This window comes from Kitasatospora albolonga (genome assembly GCA_002082585.1).
Classification (GTDB): Bacteria; Actinomycetota; Actinomycetes; order Streptomycetales; family Streptomycetaceae; genus Streptomyces; species Streptomyces stephensoniae.
In genome coordinates, this window is record CP020563.1 from 3,773,761 (window position 1) to 3,792,624 (window position 18,864).

An 18,864-nucleotide genomic window follows, 5' to 3' on the forward strand; every position below is an offset into this window, starting at 1 on the left:
GTAGGGAGAGCCGTACGCATGGACAGCGACATCACCGCCACCACCACCGCGCCGCAGGGCGGGGAGGGCGATGTGGATGCCGGTGCCTATGAGGTGCTGCGGCGGCGGCTCTCCGCCCAGGCCGGGGAGCTCGTGCGGCGGGCCGAGGCGCTCAACGCACGGCGGACCGAGGAGTTCGGCTCGACCGGGCTGCGGCTCCTGGCCACCGAGCAGGTGCGCACCGAGCGCGCCTCCGTGCCCCGCGACCTCATTGCCGTGGGCGGGCGGCTGCTCTTCGGCTTCGAGCGGGGGCCGGGGGCCCGGGACGAGGCCGGGGTCGGGGACGTACTCCTCGTACGGAATGCGGGGCCCGAGAACGGCGTACGGAGCTCGGGGCCGGGGAACGACGGCGCCGGGCAGCAGGACGACGGCACCACGCAGCAGGCCGACGGCACAGAGCCTCAGGGCAACGACGCCGAGCCCGAGACCTCCCTCCTCGACGACGACGGCTTCCGGCGCGAGTTCGCCTCCCTCCACCGCTACTTCCGCGATGCCCGCCTCCTGCGTCTGCGCCGCGTCAACGGCAAGCTGCTCGCCGTCTTCCGGACCGGCAAGGACGCCGAGGACATCCGGGTGCTGCGCTGGGCGCTGGGGCCGGACGGGTCGCCCGGGGCCTTCCTCGACGCGCAGGGCGAGCGGGACCATGTCTTCCCGCCCTCCCACGACTTTGACTGGACCGTGGCCGGGCGTGACGCCCACGTGCCCGGGCGCCACCCGCACATCGCCATCGGCAAGGGCGGCGGGCTCTTCGTCGACACGGTCGGCGGGACGCTGACCGTGAAGGTCACCGATGACACCGAGTCGCCGGACGGGATCTACGAGGAGCCGGTCGACGAGCCGTTGCAGTCGCTGGCGGACGCGGACGTGGAGTACGCGGAGGTCGGGCCGCTGACGCTGCTGCGCGTGCGGCCGTACAAGGAGGAGAGCTGGCGGTACCTCGTCTTCAACTCGCTGCTCTCGACCGTCCAACGGCTCGACTCCATCGGGCCCGCCTGCCGCCGCCTCCCCGAGGACCAGGGGATCATCTTCCCCGGCGGCTACTATCTCACCACCGGCACCGCCAAGACCTTCGATACGGCGGAGGAGCTGACCGAGCCGGTCTTCGAGGGCGCGGTGCGCTCGCCCAACGGCGAGGACGTGCTGTACGTCTTCCGCTCCCGCGACGGCGTCCGCAGCCTCCTCCTCCCCTACAACCTGATCCGCCAGGAGGTCGCCACCCCGCTCAACGGACGTGGGCACGCCCTGCTGGACGACGGAACGCTGATCCTGCTCCGCGACAACCCGGACGGCCCGGACGTTCCGGCGCGGGTGCACCCGTTGCAGCGCTGGCAGACGCCGTACGTCTCCGACACCTACGCCGCCGCCCGCCCGGCCGGGACCGGTCCGCTCGCCCGGACCGGCAACGCCGATCTCGTGCGCGGGATCTCGGACTGCCTCGCGCTCGCGCACGGGGTGCGGGACATGACGCCGACGACCGCCGTGTACGGGCAGCTCGCCGCCGACTGCGCCCGCGCCCAGGACCGCTACCACTGGCTCTCCGACCCCGAACTCGGCTTGCTGGCAGAGCCGTTGGGCGAGCTGCGAACCACCGCCCAGCAGGTGCTGGCCGAGTTCACCGCCGTACAGGAACTGACGCAGCGGGCCGCCGACGCGCTGGAGGAGACCACCGCCCGCATCACCGCGCTCGTGCGCCGGGTGCGCGGGGAGGTGCCGGGGTCGGCCGCCGCGTGGGTGGAGCGGCTGACCGAACTGCGGCAGGCGCACGGGCACTTGGCGACGATCGGCGAGATGCGGTACGCCGACGGGGAGCGGATCGCCGAGCTGTCGGCCCGGACCGAGGACGACATCGCCTCCGCCGCCCAGCGGGCCGTGTCGTTCCTCGCCCGCGAGGACGCCTTCGACGGATACCACGAGGAGATCGCCGGGCTGGTCGAGGACGCGGGCGCGCTGGCGACCGTACGGGACGCCGCCGCCGTGTCCGACCGGCTCACCACGATGACGGACGGGCTGGCGACCGTCACGGATGTGGTGGCCGGTCTGGAGATCGGTGACGCGACCGTGCGGACGTCGATCCTGGAGCGGATCGCCGAGGTGCTGGGCGGCGCCAACCGGGCCCGCGCCACGCTGGACGCGCGACGGCGGGAGCTGCTGTCGAAGGAGGGGCGGGCCGAGTTCGCCGCCGAGTTCGCGCTGCTCGGGCAGGCGGTGACGGGGGCGCTGGCGGCGGCCGACTCACCGGAGCACTGCGACGACCAACTGGCGCGGCTGCTGCTCCAGTTGGAGAACCTGGAGTCGCGGTTCGCGGAGTTCGACGACTTCCTCGCCGAGCTGGCCGAGCGCCGGAGCGAGGTGTACGAGGCGTTCTCGGCGCGCAAGCAGACGCTCCAGGACGAGCGGGCGCGGCGGGCCGAGCGGCTCGCCGGGTCGGCGCAGCGGGTGCTGGAGACCATCGGCCGGCGGGTGGCCGCGCTGGACGATCTGGACGCCGTCCACACGTACTTCGCCTCCGATCCGATGGTCGCCAAGGTCCGGCGGACCGCCGACGAACTGCGCGAACTCGGCGATCCCGTACGGGCCGAGGAGCTGGACGGACGGCTGAAGGCCGCCCGGCAGGAGGCCGGGCGGGCGCTGCGGGACCGCACCGAGCTGTACGCGGACGGCGGGTCCGTCATCAAGCTGGGGCGCCACCGGTTCGCCGTCAACACCCAGCCGTTCGACCTCACGCTCGTGCCCTCCGGGGACCGGCTCGCCTTCGCGCTGACCGGGACCGACTACCGGGCGCCGGTCACCGACCCGGCGTTCGAGGCGACCCGCCCGTACTGGGAGCAGCCTCTGCCCTCGGAGTCGGCGGCCGTCTACCGGGGCGAGTTCCTGGCGGCCCGCCTCCTGGCGGAGCAGGGGGCCGAGCGCCTCGCCGCGCTGGCCGATGACGAACTGGCTCTGCTGGTACGGGAGTCAGCGGCGGAGGCGTACGACGAGGGGTACACGCGGGGCGTCCACGACGAGGACGCCACCGCCGTCCTGCGTGCCCTGCTGCGGCTGCACGCGGGCGCGGGGCTGCTGCGCCACGAGCCCGCCGTCCGGGCCGCCGCGCAGCTGTTCTGGGTGTACGGCACCGAGGAGGCGCAACGTGCCTCCTGGACCCGGCGGGCGGTCTCGCTGGCCCGCGCCCGCGACACGTTCGGGCTGGCCCCGGCCATCGCGGTGCTCCAGGAGGAGTGGGCCGCGGAGATCGCCGGGTTCGGTGGCTCCGGCGTACGGGCCGAGGCCGTCGCCGCCTACCTTTTCGAGGAGGTGACCGGCGGGCCCGCCGGGTTCGTCGTGGGCGCCGCGATCCGCTCCTTCCTGGACGCCTTCCACCGGGCCGCCGGGCCGGACGCGTACGCGGACGACCTCGCCGCCCTCGGGGACGACCTGGCCGCCCGGAAGCAGCTCGTGGAGGGCTGGCTGACCCCGTACGCGGAGGCCACCGGCACCGGCCCCGGCGACCTGGCGGAGGCCGTGGCGGTGGAGCTCTGCCCGGAGCTGGAGCGGTACGGGTGCGACGCGCCGCTCACGGAGCGGGTGGAGGGCCTCCTCGGCGACCACCCGCGCATCGGGAGCGGCGGGGCCCTCACCGTACGCATCGATGAACTCCTGGCCCGTACGGGGGAGTTCCGCACGCACGCCGTGCCCGCCTTCCGGGCCTACCAGCGGCTGCGGACCTCCCTGGTGGCCGCCGAGCGCGGGCGGCTGCGGCTGGACGACCACCGGCCGCGCGTGATGTCGGCGTTCGTCCGCAACCGGCTGCTGGACGAGGTGTACCTGCCGCTGATCGGCGACAGCCTCGCCAAGCAGCTCGGCACCGCCGACGCCGACCGGCGCACCGACTCGCAGGGTCTGCTCCTGCTCGTCTCGCCGCCCGGCTACGGTAAGACGACGCTGATGGAGTACGTCGCGGACCGGCTCGGGATGGTCCTCGTCAAGATCAGCGGGCCGAACCTGGGCCACGACGTCACCTCCCTCGACCCGGACCGGGCCCCGAGCGCCACCGCCCGGCAGGAGATCGAGAAGATCAACTTCGCGCTGGAGGCGGGCAACAACACGCTGCTCTACCTGGACGACATCCAGCACACCTCGCCCGAACTGCTCCAGAAGTTCATCCCGTTGTGCGATGCCACGCGCCGCATCGAGGGCGTCCGGGACGGTGAGCCGCGCAGCTACGACCTGCGGGGCAAGCGGTTCGCGGTCTGCATGGCGGGCAACCCCTACACCGAGTCCGGCGAGCAGTTCCGCATCCCGGACATGCTCGCCAACCGGGCCGACGTGTGGAATCTGGGCGAGGTGCTCAGCGGGCGCGAGGACGTCTTCGCGCTGAGCTTCGTGGAGAACGCGCTGACCGCCAACCCGGTGCTGGCTCCGCTCGCCGCCCGTTCGCGCGACGACCTGGCGCTGCTGGTGCGGCTGGCGGGCGGCGGCGATCCCTCGGCCCGCGCCGAGCACCTGGAACACCCGTACTCGGCGGTGGAGTTGGACGCCGTACTGGCCGTGCTGCGGCATCTGCTCACCGCCCGGGAGACCGTCCTCGCGGTCAACGCGGCGTACATCGCCTCGGCCGCGCAGACGGACGCGACGCGCACCGAGCCGCCGTTCCGGCTCCAGGGGTCGTACCGCAACATGAACAAGATCGCGGAGCGGATCGTGCCCGTCATGAACGACGCCGAGCTCTCCGCCGTCGTCGACGACCACTACGCGGGCGAGGCCCAGACGCTCACCACGGGCGCCGAGGCCAACCTGCTGAAGCTGGCCGCCCTGCGCGGGACGCTCACCCCGGAGCAGGCCGGGCGGTGGGCGGCGATCACCTCCTCGTACGTCCGTACGCAGGCGCTCGGCGGACCGGACGGCGACCCGATGACCCGGGCGGTGGCGGCCCTCGGGCTGCTCGCGGACCGGATCGCGGCGGTGGAGACGGCGATCCAGCGGGCGGCCGACCCGCGCCACCTGCTGGCGGGGCCGCCGAGCGCGGTGAACCGGCCGCCCGCTCCCACGGTCGACCAGCCGGTCGGCGAACAGAACCGGCCGGTCCACCCGAACCACCGTGCGAAGATCACAAACACTCCACACTGACCGGGCAGACCGAGCCGGAAGGATGACGGCATGCTGGGTTTCGTGCCCCCACTTCCTCAGCAACCGGGACGCCCGCCGACCGGACGCCCCCAGCCCGGACGCCCGCAGCCAGGGCGTCCGCCGTCCTCCGGCCACATGATCGTCTGCGGTGACGACGCGCTCGCGCGCCGGCTCGCCGTCGAACTGCGCTTCGTATACGGGGAACGGGTCACCCTGCTCCTGCCGCCCGGCCGTGACGCCAACAGCCCGGAGACACCGCTGACCCAACGGGGGCGCGCGGCAGCCCTGTTCGGCCGGATGTCGGCGGCCATGAACCGCACGGCGGGGAACGGAACCGGCTCCACGGGCGGCACCGGGGGCGGCAACGACACCAACGCCGGGGTCGAGGCCGTCCGGATCATGGAGGCGCCCGAGCCCTCCGACGACGTACTGGAGGAGGCGGGCGTCGACCGGGCCGCCGCCCTCGCGCTCGTCTACGACGACGACGAGCGCAACATCCGCGCCGCCCTGACCGCCCGCCGCCTCAACCCCCGTCTGCGGCTGGTCATCCGGCTCTACAACCGCAAGCTGGGGCTCCACCTGGAGGAGCTGCTCGACCAGGCGGCGGCCGTCGCCATGCCCGGTATCGACCCGGCGGCGCTCGACGCCTCCACCACCGTCCTCTCCGACGCCGACACCGCCGCCCCCGCCCTCGCCGCCACCGCGCTGACCGGCAGCAGCAAGGTCATCCAGGCCGAGGGGCTGCTCCTGCGCGCCGCCGAACGCCCGCCGCCCGGCCCCGGCGAGCGGGCCGACCCCGGGCTCTGCACCCTCGCCCTGCTCTCCTCCACCACCAACGACCCGGCGGGCGCCGAAGGTTCGGACAGCAGCGGCGACGAGGGGCCCGAACTCCTCCCGGACGACCGGTCCGTGGCCGCCGCGACCGGGCGCGGCACCGTCGTCCTGGAAGCCATCAGCCGCGCCGACCCGGACCGCCCCGCGACCCGGATGGGCGGCAGGGGCGCCCCGCTCGCCCAGGTCTTCTCCCGCCGACTGCGCTGGTCCGCCCTCGGGTTCGCGCTGGCGGCGGTCGCCCTGGTGATCGTCTCGGTCCTCACCACCGAGGACACCCTGCTGCACTCCGCCTACCTCATCCTGCTCGACCTGCTGAGCATGAACGACCCCTCGGAGGACGGCTCGACGGCCCGGAAGATCATCCAGATCTTCTCCGGTGTCGCCGGAATCCTCCTGCTCCCGCTGCTGATCGCCGCCGTCCTGGAGGCGTTCGGCACCCTGCGCACCGCCTCCTCGCTGCGCCGCCCGCCGCGCGGCCTGTCGGGGCACGTGGTGCTGCTGGGGCTCGGCAAGATCGGTACGCGGGTCCTCGTACGCCTCCGTGAACTCGACATCCCCGTGGTCGTCGTGGAGGAGGACCCCGAGGCGCGGGGCATCCCGCTGGCCCGCTCCATGCACGTGCCGACCGTCCTCGGCGACGTCACCCAGGAGGGCGTCCTCGAAGCCGCCAAGATCCGCCGCGCCCACGCCCTCCTCGCGCTCACCAGCATCGACACGACGAACCTGGAGGCGACGCTGTACGCACGGTCGGTGAAGCCCGACCTGAGGGTGGCGCTGCGGCTGTACGACGACGAGTTCGCCACCGCCGTCTACCGCACCCTGCGCACCGCGCACCCCCAGGCCCTGACCCGCTCCCGGTCCGTATCGCACCTGGCCGCGCCCTCCTTCGCGGTTGCCATGATGGGCCGTCAGATCCTGGGCGCGGTCCCGGTCGAGCGGAAGGTGATGCTCTTCGCGGCCCTGGAGGTGGAGGGACATCCGCAGCTGGAGGGCCGCACGGTGGAGCAGGCGTTCCGGGCGGGCGCATGGCGGGTCCTGGCCATCGACGCGACCCCGCCCGCCGACCGCAACCCGGACCTGGCGGCGCTGCCCCCGTACCCCCCGGAGGGCGGCACTCCGCCGCCCTCCGGCCTGGTCTGGGACCTGCATCCCGGGTACGTCCTGCGCGCCCAGGACCGGGTGGTGATCGCGGCCACCCGGCGGGGGCTGGCGGAACTGCTGCGGCGGCAGCGGTCGGTGGTGCCGGGGCAGTGAGGGGCTTCGGGCAGCTCGGCGGGGGCTACCGGAACGTGCCCATCGCCTCCCGCACCTCCGCCAGGGTCGCTTCCGCGAGCGCGTTCGCCCGCTCGTTGCCCGCGCGCAGGACGGACCGTACGTACGTGAGGTCCGCCGCGTACTCCGCCCGCCGGGCCCGGAAGGGGGCCAGGTGGCCGTTGACGGCGTCGGTCACCGTCCGCTTGAGAGCGGCCGCGCCGCCGTCGCCGATCTCCGCCGCGACCTCGTGCGGGTCCCGCTCCAGGCAGAGGGCGGCGAGCAGGACGAGCGAGGAGACGCCGGGGCGGGTGTCGGGGTCGTAGGTGATGTGCCGGTCGGCGTCCGTGGTCGCGCCCCTGATCAGGCGGGCCGTCTCGTCGGCGGTGGCGCCGAGGGGGACGGAGTTGGCACGGCTCTTGCTCATCTTCGTGCCGTCGGTACCGAGGAGGAGGGGTGCGGCGGAAAGCAGGGCGTCCGGTTCCGGGAAGACGTTCCCGTACCGCTCGTTGAAGCGGCGGGCGACCGTCCGGGTCAGTTCGAGGTGGGGCAGCTGGTCCTGGCCCACGGGGACCACGTTGCCCTTGCAGAAGAGGATGTCGGCCGCCTGGTGGGCCGGGTAGGTGTACATCAGCCCGCTCACCGCCGACTGCCGGGAGTGCGCGATCTCGTCCTTCACTGTGGGGTTGCGGCCCAGCTCCGCGACGGAGACGAGGCTGAGGAAGGGCAGCAGGAGCTGGTTGAGCGCGGGGACGGCGCTGTGGTTGAAGACGGTGGACCGGGCGGGGTCGATCCCGAGAGCCAGATAGTCCAGGAGCAGCCCGTCGGTGTACTCCTGGAGCCGCTCGGCGGTGTCCCGGTCGGTGAGCACCTGGTAGTCGGCGATCAGGACGAAGACGTCCACGCCGAGGTCCTGGAGGCGGACCCGGTTGCGCAGGGTGCCGAAGTAGTGGCCGAGGTGGAGGGGGCCGGTGGGGCGGTCGCCGGTGAGGACCCGGAAGCCGCCGGGGTCCTGGGCGATCCGGCGCTCCAGCTCGGCGCTGCGGAGTTCGGCGGGGGCGGGTGCGGTGGGGGCGGTGGCTGTGGCGGTGCTCATGGGTGGGGTCTCCTCGCGGGTGGTGGTGCGTGGAGGACGGCCCGGGCGGTGGGGGTCTGCGGTGCCCCCGTTCCCGTACATCGCGCCTGAAAGAAGGCAGCGAAAAGGGCCGTCCATGGTGAACGGCCCTGGGTTCCGTGCAGACAGCTGCTGCGGCCGCTCCTCAGAAGGAGCGCCACCAGTTTCGGCACGGTACGGAGGTCATGCGGTCAGTGTAGCGGCCATGGGCTCGGGGCCGGGGTGAATAGACCGTTAGCCGGTGGTCGGCAGCCGGTACGGAGGTGGGCGCGGCCTCTACTTGTCCGCGTGTCCGCCCACGTAGAAGAGAATCCAGATGAAACCCGCGAAGAGGTGGGTCGCGAAGACGTAGACGAAGACGCGCAGAGCCACGCCCCGCGCCTTCCAGCTCTCGCTGTCGTTGCCGCCGACGCCGTCCTTCTCGCTCATGCCCTCCGCCCTCTCCCTCACCCGCTGTCTTCCCGCCCGTCGCCCATCAGGCAGGCGACCCCGACAGCGTACGCCTGACCGGGACCGGCACAGGAGGAATGTACGACATGCACCCTTATCGGCCTTCCGCTCTACTGAGCTTTCATGGACAACCTCCCGTTCGACGACACGACCGACTTCACCAACGCCGACCGTGGCTTCGTCACCGCCCTCGACCCCGCCGTGATCACCGCGGACGACGGCCGGGTGATCTGGGACAACGACGGTTACGCCTTCCTCGACGCCGAGTGCCCCGACACCGCCCACCCGAGCCTCTGGCGGCAGGCACAGCTCTGCGCCCGGCAAGGGCTGTACGAGGTCACCGAGGGCATCTACCAGGTGCGCGGGCTCGACATCGCGAACATGACCCTGGTCGAGGGCGAACGCGGGGTCGTCGTCATCGACCCCCTGATCTCGGCCGAGACGGCCGCCGCCGCGCTGGCGCTCTACCGGGGCCACCGCGGCGACCGGCCCGTCACCGCGCTGATCTACACCCACTCGCACGCCGACCACTTCGGCGGCGCGCGCGGAGTGCTGCCCCCGGGCACGGAAGCGGGCATCCCGGTCCTCGCGCCCGCCGGCTTCCTGGAGCACGCCGTCAGCGAGAACGTCTACGCGGGCAACGCCATGACGCGCCGGGCGATGTACATGTACGGCGACAGCCTGCCGAAGGCTCCCGACGGACAGATCGGCGCCGGGCTCGGCATGACCACCTCCACCGGCACGGTGACGCTGATCCCGCCGAGCGCGGACATCACGCACACGGGCCAGGAGGAGGTGCTCGACGGTGTACGGATCATCTTCCAGCTCACCCCGGGCACCGAGGCCCCGGCCGAGATGAACTTCCTCTTCCCGGACCACCGCGCGCTCTGCCTGGCCGAGAACGCCACGCACACCATGCACAACATCGTGACCCTGCGCGGGGCCGTCGTGCGCGACGCGCGGATCTGGTCGCGCTATCTGGACGAGGCCGTCGAGCTGTTCGGCGACGCGACGGACGTCGCCTTCGCGTCACACCACTGGCCCACCTGGGGCCGGGAGAACGTACGGGACTTCCTGCTCACCCAGCGCGACCTGTACGCGTACCTCCACGACCAGACCCTGCGCCTGCTCAACGCCGGACTGACCGGGCCCGAGATCGCGGAGACGATCGAGCTGCCGCCCGCGCTGGAGAAGTGCTGGCACGTCCGCGGCTACTACGGCTCGCTCAGCCACAACGTGAAGGCGGTGTACCAGCGCTACCTGGGCTGGTTCGACGGCAACCCGGCGTATCTGTGGGAGCACCCGCCGGTGGAGTCGGCCGTGCGGTACGTCGACTGCATGGGCGGCGCCGACGCCGTGATCGCGAAGGCGCGCGACTACGCCGGGGCGGGTGACCTGCGGTTCGCCGCGACTCTGCTGAACCATGTCGTCTTCGCCGACGCCTCGAACGCGACGGCCCGCGCGGAGCTGGCCGGGGTCTACCGCAGGCTGGGCCACGGCGCGGAGAACGGGCCCTGGCGGAACTTCTACCTGATGGGCGCGAAGGAGCTGGAGGAGGGCGCGGGCACCATCGCGCTGGAGACCACGAGCCCGGAGATGGCGATGGCGCTGACCGTGGAGCAGCTCATCGACTCGCTCGCCGTACGGGTCGACGGGCCGCGCGCCTGGGACAAGGAGCTGGCGATCGACCTCGTGATCACCGACGGTCCGCCCGGACCGGGACCGGGGGCGCCCCCCTCCCGGCACCGACTCACGCTGCGCAACGGTGCCCTCACCCACCGCACCGCCGGCCCGGGGGCCGACTCCTGGGGCCCGGCGGGGCTGACGCTCACCCTCACCAAGCCGCAGCTGCTCTCCGTCCTGGCGGGCGGGGGGACGGCCGGGATCGAGCAGAGCGGGGACGCGTCGCTGCTCGGTGAGCTCGTCTCCGTACTCGCGGAACCGGACACGTCGTTCCCGATCGTGACGCCGTGAGCGTTCGCTGTCGTGGCTGACGCTGTGAGCGGTGAAGTTGCTGGTCAGGGTGGTGACTGAGGCAGGGGAACAGATCGCGGGGGCATCCCGTTATAGGGTGTAGTTCAACGTTCAATCAAATGCCCCGCGATCACCTGCCCACCACCCTCAGGAGGCGGACGCCATGCAGTTCGGGATCTTCACCGTCGGAGACGTCACCACCGACCCGACCACCGGCCGGACGCCGACCGAGAACGAGCGGATCAAGGCGACCCTGGCCATCGCGCAGAAGGCCGAGGAGGTCGGTCTGGACGTCTTCGCGACCGGCGAGCACCACAACCCGCCGTTCGTCCCGTCCTCCCCGACGACGACCCTCGGCTACCTCGCGGCCCGCACCGAGAACCTGATCCTGTCCACGTCCACCACCCTGATCACCACCAACGACCCGGTGAAGATCGCCGAGGACTACGCCACCCTCCAGCACCTCGCCGACGGCCGCGTCGACCTGATGATGGGCCGGGGCAACACCGGACCGGTCTACCCCTGGTTCGGCAAGGACATCCGCCAGGGCATCCCGATGGCCATCGAGAACTACGCCCTGCTGCACAAGCTGTGGCGCGAGGACGTCGTGGACTGGGAGGGCAAGTTCCGTACGCCGTTGCAGTCGTTCACCGCCACCCCGCGCCCGCTGGACGGCGTCCCGCCGTTCGTCTGGCACGGCTCCATCCGCTCCCCCGAGATCGCGGAACAGGCCGCCTATTACGGTGACGGCTTCTTCCACAACAACATCTTCTGGCCAATGGAGCACACGAAGAAAATGGTGTCCCTCTATAGGCGCCGTTACGCCCACTACGGTCACGGCACCGCCGAACAGGCCATCGTCGGGCTCGGCGGCCAGGTGTTCATGCGGAAGAACTCGCAGGACGCGGTACGGGAGTTCCGCCCGTACTTCGACAACGCGCCGGTCTACGGCCACGGCCCGTCCCTGGAGGACTTCACCCGCGAGACCCCGCTGACCGTGGGCTCCCCGCAGCAGGTCATCGAGCGGACGCTGACGTTCCGGGACGCGGTCGGCGACTACCAGCGGCAGCTGTTCCTGATGGACCACGCGGGGCTCCCGCTGAAGACGGTCCTGGAGCAGCTCGACATCCTCGGCGAGGAGGTCGTGCCCGTCCTGCGCAAGGAGTTCGCCAACCTGCGGCCGGCCGGAGTGCCGGAGTCCGCACCCGTCCACCCGGCGGTGACCGCCGCCCGGGCCTCCCGGAAGGAGGGCTGACCCCCATGTTCGCCACCACACCCCTGCGCATCGTCGCCGTCTCGGCGGGGCTGAGCCAACCATCCTCCACCCGGCTGCTGGCCGACCGGCTGGCCGCCGCCACCCGGGAGCGCCTCGCGGCGGACCAGGACCGGAACGACAGGGACGTCGAGGTTCGCGTCATCGAGCTGCGCGACCTCGCCGTGGACATCGCCAACCACCTGGTCAGCGGGTTTCCCCCGGCCGCGCTGCGGGAGGCGATCGACGCGGTGACGGAGGCGGACGGGCTGATCGCCGTGACGCCCGTGTTCACCGCCTCGTACAGCGGACTGTTCAAGTCGTTCTTCGACCTGGTCGACCACACCGCGCTGACCGGCAAGCCCGTCGTGATCGCCGCGACGGGCGGCACGGCCCGGCACTCGCTGGTCCTGGAGCACGCGCTGCGACCGCTCTTCGCCTACCTGCGGGCCGTCACCGTACCGACGTCCGTCTACGCCGCGTCCGAGGACTGGGGCTCCTCCGGTGACACGTACACCGAGGGGCTGCCCGCCCGCATCCGGCGCGCGGGCGGCGAGCTGGCCTCGGCGGTGCTGGGCCGCACGGTCTCCGGGGCCTCCCGGGCACCGGGCCCGGCCGACGGGGAGGAGGCGGCGGCTGAAGGAGAGGACGCGGTCGTCCCCTTCGAGCAGCAGCTCGCGGCCCTGCGCCCGGCCTGAGCCGATCCGGGCCCCTCCCACCACGCCCCTGCCGTAGCCCTGCCCCAGCCCTATTGTCCGGTTTGACTACAGTGAAGGCGGACGCTGTACCGAGCCGTACGAGCTGGAGGCAGATATGGGCAGGATCGTCGTGGGTGTCGACGGGTCCGATCCTTCGATCAAGGCGCTGCACTGGGCCGTTCGCCAGGCCGAGCTGACCGGCGACACCGTGGAGGCCGTCAACAGCTGGGAGTACCCCGCGACCAGCTGGGCCTCGATGATGCCGGGCCTGCCGGAGGACTTCGACCCGCAGGCGCTGGCGTCCGTCTCGCTCAACGAGGCCCTGGAGGAGGCCCTGGGCGAGGAGGGGGCCGCCGCGGTCAGCAAGATCGTGGTCATCGGCAACCCCGCCCAGACCCTGCTGGACCGGGCCAGGGGCGCCAACCTGCTCGTCGTGGGCGCCCGGGGCCGCAGCGGCTTCAAGGCGACCCTGCTCGGCTCGGTCAGCCTCCACGTCACCCAGCACGCGCCGTGCCCGGTGACGGTGGTACGCGGCTGAGGGAGCCTCCCCGCCCTGTGCGCCGACCGGGTGCCCCGCAAAAGCAGGGGCCGTTGTCAGTGGGGCCTCCTATCGTGTGGTCATGACCCCTGCTCTGTTCGGGCGCGACCATCCCGCAGGCGTCCTCCGCTCGGAGATCGTCCGGGCCACGGACAGCCACGGCGGTCTCGTGCTGGTGACGGGCGAGGCCGGAATCGGGAAGACCACCCTCGTCACCGACGCGGCGCACGAGGCGCGGCGGCGCGGGGCGCTGGTGGTCGGCGGTTCCTGCTGGGACTCCGACAGCACCCCCGGCTACTGGCCCTGGGTGCAGGTGCTGCGCGGGCTGCGCCGCTCCGCCACGGCGGCGGAGTGGGCGGCGGCCCAGGAGGCGTCGGACGGGCGGCTCGGCATCCTCCTCGGCGACCCCGGGAGCGGCGGCGCGGGCCCCGGCCCGGACGGCGCCGACGGTACGGAGCCGGGGCCCGGCGCGGACGGCGCGGAGGCGTTCGGGCTGTACGACGCGGTGACCACCGCCCTGGTCACCGTCTCGCAGAGCCGCCCGCTGGTGGTGGTCCTGGACGACCTCCACAGCGCCGACCCGGCCTCGCTCCGGCTGCTCGAATTCGCCGCCCAGCACGCCTGGTTCGAGCGGCTGCTGCTGGTGGGCACCTACCGGGACGTAGAGGTGGAGGCCCCCGGGCACCCGCTCCAGCAGCTGATCCTGCCCCTCGTCTCCCGCGCCTCCGTCACCCTCACGCTGACCGGCCTGGGCCGCGACGAGGTGGGTGCGCTGATGGCCGTGACGACGGGCCGTGAGCCCGCGCCGCACCTGGTGGACGAGGTCCACCGGCGCACCGGCGGCAACCCGTTCTTCGTCGAGCAGACGGCCCGGCTCTGGCACAGCGGCAGCCCCGTGTCCACCATCCCGCCGGGGGTGCGGGAGGCGGTCCGGCAGCGGCTGCGCCTGCTGCCGGACGCGGTCGTCTCGCTGCTGACCACCGCCGCCGTGCTGGGCCGGGAGTTCCGCCGTCAGGTGCTGGCCGTGGTGCACGGCTCCCCGGTCCCCCAGGTGGAGCGGCTGCTGGAGTCGGCGATCGTCGCCCGGCTGGTGGTCCCGCACCCCTCCGGGAGCTACGCCTTCGCCCACGACCTGCTGCGCGAGACGCTGTACGCCTCCCTCGGCGACGCCGACACCCGCCGCCGCCATGCCGATGCCGTACGGGCGCTGGACGCGCACGGCGGGCTCGACGACGCGGTGCGGCCCGGGGACCTCGCCCGCCACGCCCACCTGGCCGGGGCAGAGCTGGAGCGCGACCGCCGGATCGACCTGCTGCTCGCCGCCGCCGAGGACGCCGGGGGGCGGCTGGCCGACGAGGAGGCCATCGGCCACTACCGCCGGGCCCTCGCGGTGGCGTCGGGGGAGGAGGGTCCGGAGACGGGCGGTCCGGGGTCGGCCGGGGAGACGGGCGGTCCGGGGTCGGCCGAGGTGACGGGCGGCGCTTCGGCGCAGGACGCTTCGGGGAAGGACGCTCCGGTGCGGGCCGTGCCGCTCCCCGATCACCGCCGGATCGTGCTGATCTGCCTCGACCTGGGCGAACTGCTGCGGCACGCCGGGGAGATCGCCGAGGGGGACCGCCTGCTGGACCGGGCGGTGGATCTGGCGCGGGAGCTGGACGAGCCCGAGCTGCTGGCCCGGGTGGCGATCACCCTGTACCGCCAGCGCGTCCTGGGCGGCGGTGGCCCGTTCACGGTGACGTTCCTGGGCGAGGTCCACCGCAGGATCACCGGAGAGGACGGGCAGGACAGCCTCTCCGCCGACCGGCTCGCCCAGGAGCTGGCCATCCACATCATGGCGCTGGCCCGCAACGGCTCGGACGACGAGGCCCTCGCCTTCTCCCTCTGGGCACGCCACGACTCCGTATGGGGACTCGGCTCGGCGGTGGAACGGCTGGGGCTGACCGACGAGATGGCCGTCCTCGGCCGGCGCACCCGGAACCTGGACATGGAGCTGCACGCCACGTCCATGCGCTGGGTCGCCCTGCTGGAGCTGGGCGACCCGGGCTTCATCGACCAGTACCACGTCTTCGTCCGGGTCGCCGAGCGCTCGGATCTCCCCCGGTTCGCCCTGGCCATCACCGTCGACAGCAGCCTGATCGCCTCCCTCCAGGGCCGGTTCGCCGAGGCGGCGGAGGCGCTCCAGGACGAGGCCATGGAGGGCAACGACCACGAGTCGTTCAGCTTCATGGCGTGCCATCTGCGCTGGTCCCTGCATCTGCTCCGGGGGCACTTCGCGGAGGCCGAGAAGATCCTCACCACGCTGCCGGGCAACCGGCATCCGCACCCCGGGCTGCTGGAGGCGCTCACCGCCGTGGAACAGGGCGACGCGGCCCCGGCCCTCCGTCTGATCGCCGAGCAGTCGGACCGCCCGGCCCCCTACCCCCGGGCGTTCATGCCGCTCTGGCTCCGGCTGCTGGCCCAGACCGCCGCGGCCACCGGCGACCGGCGGCTCATCGCCCGCGCGGAGGACGAGCTCACCCCCTACACGGGCCAGTGGGTCGTCTCGCTGTACGGGTGCGACATCGGCGGCCCCGTCGACCTCTGGCTCGGCATGCTCGCCGCCGCCCGCGACGACCGGGACACGGCGGTGGCCACGCTCACCGAGGCCGCCGCATCGGCGGACCGCCTCGGCGCCCGCCCCTGGGCCGTACGCGCCCGGCTCCACCTGGCCCGCTCCCTGCTCGCCCGCGCGGAGCCGGGCGACCCGGACCGGGCTCGCCTGCTCCTGGCCGAGGGGGAGCGGGAGGCGGCCGAGCTGGGGCTGCGCCATCTGGCCTCCGAAGCGGCCGCCCTCCGCACGCCCCGGCCGCCCACGGACCACGGGACCACCGCTCCGGAGCCCGCACCCCCCACCGTCACGGGCACCGCTCCCGCCGCTGGCGCAACTCCCGCTCCCGCCTCCCCCGGCCCCGCCCCGGCTGCCGCCGAGTTCCGTCGTGACGGGCCGGTGTGGCAGCTGCGCTGGGACGGGCGGACCGTGCATGTCCCGGACGCCAAGGGGCTGCGGGACCTGCACAGCCTGCTGGGGCTGCCCGGGACCGACGTCCCGGCCGTCGAACTGCTCGCCCCCGAAGGCGGCCGTGCGGTCGTGGCCGCCGGACAGCTGGGCGGCGACCCGGTGCTCGACGAGGAGGCCAAGCGCCGGTACAAGGACCATCTGGACCGGCTGGACGCCGAGATAGACCGCGCGGCGGCACGGGACGACACCCGCCAGGTCGAGGCGTACGACCGGGAGCGGCAGGCCCTCCTCGACCAGCTGCGCACGGCGGCGGGGCTCGGCGGCCGGACCCGCCGTCTGGGCGACCAGACCGAGCGGGCCCGCAAGACGGTCACCGCCCGCATCCGCGACACCCTGCGCAAGCTGGACTCCCTCCACCCCGAACTGGCGGCGCACCTGCGGCAGTCCGTGACGACCGGCACCACCTGCGCCTACCGCCCCGACCGCACTCCGGAGTGGCGGCTGTGACCCCGTAGGAGCTGTGCCCCCGCAGGACCGGACCGGCAGGCCCCGCACGTAGCACCGGACCGGCAGGCCCCGGACGTGGCCACCGGACCGGCAGGCCCGGGGCGGCCCGGCCCACAACGCACCGGGCCGCCGCCCGGCACAGCGGGCGGCGGCCTGTGAGGCGGGGCAGGTGTCGCCCCGCCTCCCTTCCGGCTGGTCACTCCCAGCTGGTCACTTCCGGTTGTAGAGCCGCATCGTCACGAACCCGAAGACCACCATGATCACTCCGGCCCACCCCAGCGACCAGGCGAGATCGGCCGCCGGCCAGTTGCCCGCCATCAACTCGCGGACCGCCGTGGCCAGGTGGGTGATGGGGCTGTTGTTCACGAACGCCTGGAGCCAGCCCGGCATCGTCTGCGGGTCGACGAAGACATTGCTGAGGAACGTCAGCGGGAAGATCACCATCATGCTGACGCCCATCACGGACTTCTCCGTGCGCAGCAGCAGCCCGAACATGGTCCAGATCCACGAGAACGCGAACGAGAACACCAGCAGCAGGGCGACCCCGGCCAGCACCCCGAGCACCCCGCCGCCCGGACGGAAGCCGATGATCATGCCGACGGTGAGCATCACCACCGAGGCCAGCACATAGCGCAGGACATCGCCGAGGAGATAGCCGACCATCGGCGCGGGCCGCCAGATCGGCAGCGTACGGAACCGGTCGAAGACGCCCTTGGTGATGTCGGTGTTGACCGAGACACCCGTGTACATCGTGATCATGATGACGCTCATCACCAGGATGCCGGGCAGCAGGAACTGGATGTACTCCTGCGTGGAGCCGGCCAGCGCCCCTCCGAAGAGGTACGTGTACATCAGGACCAGCATGATCGGGAAAGCCGTCACATCGAAGAGCTGTTCCGGCACGTGCTTGATCTTCAGCATGGCGCGCCAGCCGAAGGTGAGGGAGGCCGACAGCGCGCTGGGCCTCGACGGCCGGTCCAGGCCGACCAGGAGAGCGGAGAGCCGCTCCTTGTCCGGTGCGGCGAGAACGACGTCGTCCAGCTCCGTCTTGGTGGTCGCGGTGCTCATGCCGCCACTCCCTTCTTGTCCGTGAGGGCGAGGAAGACCTCGTCGAGGCTGGGCTGTCCCAGCGAGAAGTTGTCGACCGTGATGCCGGACCGGGCCAGCTCGGCCAGGGCCCGTGCCGCCTGTTCCGCCGCGCCCCGGTCGGAGCCGTGCGCGTCGATCCGGGCGGTCAGCGCCACCGGGTCCGCGTCCAGCTGGACCGCGGCGTCCAGCGCGAGGGAGAGCACCCGCTCGGCATCGGGACGCTGGTCGGCGTCGCGCAGCCGCAGATGGACGGTGCCGGAGCCGACGGATGCCTTGAGCTCGCCCTTGGTGCCCTCGGCGATCACCCGGCCGTGGTCGATCACGGCGATCCGGGAGGCCAGTTGGTCGGCCTCGTCCAGATACTGCGTGGTCAGCAGGACCGTGGTGCCGTGCGCGACGACCGCGCGCACGATGTCCCAGACCTGGTTGCGGCTGCGCGGGTCGAGTCCGGTGGTCGGCTCGTCCAGGAAGAGCAGATCGGGGGTGTTGAGGATGGAGGCGGCGATGTCGATACGGCGCCGCATGCCTCCCGAGTAGTTCTTCACCTGCTTGCCCGCCGCCTCGGTCAGCCCGAACCCTTCGAGCAGCTGGGCCGCCCGGTCGCGGGCCGCAGGCTTGGAGTGCCCGAGGAGCCGGGCGAGCAGGATGAGGTTCTCACTGCCGGTCAGGTCCTCGTCCACCGAGGCGTACTGCCCGGTGAGACTGACCCGGGTACGGACCGCGTCGGCCTCCTTCACCACGTCCTTGCCGAACACACGGGCGGAGCCGCCGTCCGGGCGCAGCAGCGTGGCGAGCATCCGCACCGTGGTGGTCTTCCCGGCGCCGTTGGGTCCGAGGACCCCGTAGACGGTGCCGGTCGGGACGGCGAGGTCGACGCCGTCCACCGCGCGGTTCTCGCCGAAGACCTTCACCAGCCCCGTGGTCTCGATGGCCAGTTCAGTACTCATGAATCCATTCCTTGTACGTCGTCGTCGATGGGCGTCGGGGGTGGTGGGTGCGGGCCGGGCCCGGCAT

At 72.8% G+C, this 18,864-nt stretch carries 10 protein-coding genes; 7 read left to right on the forward strand and 3 right to left on the reverse strand.

The genetic code is table 11. From position 1 onward, the window contains the following. Positions 1-18 precede the first annotated feature (18 nt). Together B7C62_16345 and B7C62_16350 are read left to right on the forward strand one after the other, a co-directional pair. The gene (locus B7C62_16345; GenBank protein ID ARF73656.1) at positions 19-5,145 is read left to right on the forward strand and encodes a DNA repair ATPase; all 5,127 of its coding nucleotides are present in this window, start codon (positions 19-21) and stop codon (positions 5,143-5,145) included. Positions 5,146-5,175: 30 nt separating this feature from the next. Beyond that, a complete protein-coding gene (locus B7C62_16350; GenBank protein ARF73657.1) occupies positions 5,176-7,233 on the forward strand; it encodes a potassium transporter TrkA in 2,058 nt (685 codons plus the stop codon). Between the two features lie 25 nt (positions 7,234-7,258). Here the strand turns inward: B7C62_16350 and B7C62_16355 are convergent, their stop codons facing one another. Beyond that, entirely contained in the window at positions 7,259-8,326 is a 1,068-nt protein-coding gene (locus B7C62_16355; GenBank protein ARF73658.1) for a tryptophan--tRNA ligase, read from the reverse strand. A 591-nt stretch (positions 8,327-8,917) separates the two neighbouring features. On the opposite strand from B7C62_16355, the gene B7C62_16360 reads away from it, so the two are divergent. From B7C62_16360 to B7C62_16380, 5 genes are all read left to right on the forward strand, one after another. Further along, the gene (locus B7C62_16360) at positions 8,918-10,768 is read left to right on the forward strand and encodes an alkyl/aryl-sulfatase (protein ARF73659.1); all 1,851 of its coding nucleotides are present in this window, start codon (positions 8,918-8,920) and stop codon (positions 10,766-10,768) included. Between the two features lie 163 nt (positions 10,769-10,931). Then, positions 10,932-12,023, forward strand: coding sequence for a 5,10-methylene tetrahydromethanopterin reductase (locus B7C62_16365; protein ARF73660.1), 1,092 nt, complete (start codon positions 10,932-10,934; stop codon positions 12,021-12,023). Positions 12,024-12,028: 5 nt separating this feature from the next. Further along, a complete protein-coding gene (locus B7C62_16370) occupies positions 12,029-12,718 on the forward strand; it encodes an oxidoreductase (GenBank protein ID ARF73661.1) in 690 nt (229 codons plus the stop codon). A gap of 115 nt (positions 12,719-12,833) precedes the next feature. Continuing rightward, a complete protein-coding gene (locus tag B7C62_16375) occupies positions 12,834-13,256 on the forward strand; it encodes a universal stress protein UspA (GenBank protein ID ARF73662.1) in 423 nt (140 codons plus the stop codon). Between the two features lie 82 nt (positions 13,257-13,338). Further along, positions 13,339-16,761, forward strand: a complete 3,423-nt coding sequence (locus tag B7C62_16380) for an ATPase (GenBank protein ARF73663.1) — start codon at positions 13,339-13,341, stop codon at positions 16,759-16,761. Positions 16,762-16,971: 210 nt separating this feature from the next. Here the strand turns inward: B7C62_16380 and B7C62_16385 are convergent, their stop codons facing one another. Both B7C62_16385 and B7C62_16390 read right to left on the reverse strand, forming a co-directional pair. Next, positions 16,972-17,829 carry an ABC transporter gene (locus tag B7C62_16385; GenBank protein ID ARF73664.1) on the reverse strand — a complete coding sequence of 286 codons (858 nt, stop codon included), beginning with the start codon at positions 17,827-17,829 and terminating at the stop codon, positions 16,972-16,974. Next, positions 17,826-18,797, reverse strand: a complete 972-nt coding sequence (locus B7C62_16390) for a daunorubicin/doxorubicin resistance ABC transporter ATP-binding protein DrrA (protein ARF73665.1) — start codon at positions 18,795-18,797, stop codon at positions 17,826-17,828. Before B7C62_16390 ends, B7C62_16385 begins: the two co-directional genes overlap by 4 nt. Positions 18,798-18,864: the final 67 nt, after the last annotated feature.

What these genes read in the sequence shown, in the direction of transcription:
- B7C62_16345 (ARF73656.1), top strand. Translation starts at nt 19, where the DNA reads ATGGACAGCGACATCACCGCCACCACCACCGCGCCGCAGGGCGGGGAG.
- B7C62_16350 (ARF73657.1), top strand. Translation starts at nt 5,176, where the DNA reads ATGCTGGGTTTCGTGCCCCCACTTCCTCAGCAACCGGGACGCCCGCCG.
- B7C62_16355 (ARF73658.1), bottom strand. Translation starts at nt 8,326, where the DNA reads ATGAGCACCGCCACAGCCACCGCCCCCACCGCACCCGCCCCCGCCGAA.
- B7C62_16360 (ARF73659.1), top strand. Translation starts at nt 8,918, where the DNA reads ATGGACAACCTCCCGTTCGACGACACGACCGACTTCACCAACGCCGAC.
- B7C62_16365 (ARF73660.1), top strand. Translation starts at nt 10,932, where the DNA reads ATGCAGTTCGGGATCTTCACCGTCGGAGACGTCACCACCGACCCGACC.
- B7C62_16370 (ARF73661.1), top strand. Translation starts at nt 12,029, where the DNA reads ATGTTCGCCACCACACCCCTGCGCATCGTCGCCGTCTCGGCGGGGCTG.
- B7C62_16375 (ARF73662.1), top strand. Translation starts at nt 12,834, where the DNA reads ATGGGCAGGATCGTCGTGGGTGTCGACGGGTCCGATCCTTCGATCAAG.
- B7C62_16380 (ARF73663.1), top strand. Translation starts at nt 13,339, where the DNA reads ATGACCCCTGCTCTGTTCGGGCGCGACCATCCCGCAGGCGTCCTCCGC.
- B7C62_16385 (ARF73664.1), bottom strand. Translation starts at nt 17,829, where the DNA reads ATGAGCACCGCGACCACCAAGACGGAGCTGGACGACGTCGTTCTCGCC.
- B7C62_16390 (ARF73665.1), bottom strand. Translation starts at nt 18,797, where the DNA reads ATGAGTACTGAACTGGCCATCGAGACCACGGGGCTGGTGAAGGTCTTC.